This window comes from Sutterella seckii (assembly GCF_009183815.1).
Classification (GTDB): Bacteria; Pseudomonadota; Gammaproteobacteria; order Burkholderiales; family Burkholderiaceae_F; genus Sutterella; species Sutterella seckii.
Window position 1 is genome coordinate 1 of the sequence record NZ_WEHX01000184.1, and the last position, 1,412, is coordinate 1,412.

The following is a 1,412-nucleotide window of genomic DNA, read 5'->3' on the forward strand; positions in this document are numbered from 1 at the left end:
TCGAGCTGGGCTTCAGGAGTGGCCTTGCGGCCGTCGAGGGTTGTGGTGGTTTTATCTCCATAACTCATTTATCAATTATAACATAACCGTAGCCGCTTGACAACTATTTTGTGCCTATGTTAATAATTTTTCCCTGAAATCCTTTGCCGGCGCAGCCGCTGCCGGCGTTCTGGCCTTCACGGCCTTTTCGTCCGCGGCCGCCGCAGCCGACGTGATCCGCATCGGCGCAACGCCGGTGCCGCACGCCGACATCCTCAACTTCATCAAGCCGAAGCTTGAAAAGGAAGGCATTGAATTGAAGGTGACTGAGTTCACGGACTTCGTTCAGCTCAACCTCGCCCTCAACAACAAAGACCTCGACGCCAACTACTTCCAGTCGACGCCGTACCTTGAGACCTACGAGAAGCAGTACGGCGTCAAGTTCGCAACGCTGGTCGGCGTCCATCTCGAGCCGATGGCCGTCTACTCCAAAAAGTACAAGAGCCTCAGCGAGATCCCGGAAGGCTCCCGCATTGCGCTTCCGAGCTACCCGACAACCGAAGGACGCGCGCTCAAGGTGCTCGAGTCCACGGGCCTCATCAAGCTTCGCGAGGGCGCCTCGCTCCTCTCGACTGTGAGAGACATCGCGGAGAACCCGAAGAAACTCACCTTCTATGAACTCGAGGCAGCCCAGGTGCCGCTTGCGCTCAACGACGTCGCGGCCGCCGTCATCAATGCGAACTTCGCGCTCCAGGCGGGGCTGAGCCCGATCAAGGACTCGATCGCGATCGAGCCCTCGTCGTCGCCCTTCGTCAACATCGTCGTGGTGCGCCCGGGCGATGAGACGAAGCCCGCGTTCCAGAAGCTCAAGGCCGCGATCACGTCGCCCGAGGTCAAAAAATTCATTGAGGAGAAGTACAAGGGCGGCGTGATTCCAACCTTTTAATCTCTCTGAAGTCTGCCTCTGATGCGTCAAAAGCCCGCTGGTTCTTCCCCGGCTGGCTTTCACGTTTATCGTCAGAGCATACTCGATCAGCTCTTCTGCCAGATCTCGGCGCCGCAAGCCAGACTTGCAATGCTTGCTCTTCCTGAGGAGCGGAATGCATCGACTCGTTCCAGATCGAAGGCTGCTGTTGAGCGTTTTACTCAATGCACTGAGTAAATTTACTCAAAGCATTGAGTAATTTTCGGAAGTGCGCCTGGACGATGAGCCGAAAACCGCGTTTCTGAGGCTCAAAGGCAGCGACATTCCGACCGCGAAGTCCCTGAATACCATCTCTAACGCGGCAAATAGCCCGCCGGTTCTTCGCCGACGGGCTTTCTCATTCGTCTTTAGGGGACTTCCATAAAATAAATGCCTGTAAATTCTGAAAATTTCAGAGTTTACAGGCATGAAAAATGGGTGTTTTGTGTTATAATTGAATTTGCGAAAA

General features: G+C 54.8%; 2 protein-coding genes. One reads left to right on the top strand and one right to left on the bottom strand.

What is annotated here, in order from left to right; genetic code table 11:
• Positions 1-211 precede the first annotated feature (211 nt).
• A complete protein-coding gene (locus GBM95_RS11700) occupies positions 212-925 on the top strand; it encodes a MetQ/NlpA family ABC transporter substrate-binding protein (protein ID WP_226963314.1) in 714 nt (237 codons plus the stop codon).
• Between the two features lie 222 nt (positions 926-1,147).
• Here GBM95_RS11700 and GBM95_RS12830 read toward each other — a convergent pair.
• Positions 1,148-1,412, bottom strand: a 265-nt coding sequence (locus tag GBM95_RS12830; protein WP_226963315.1) for a hypothetical protein, incomplete at its 5' end; no start/stop codon positions are given.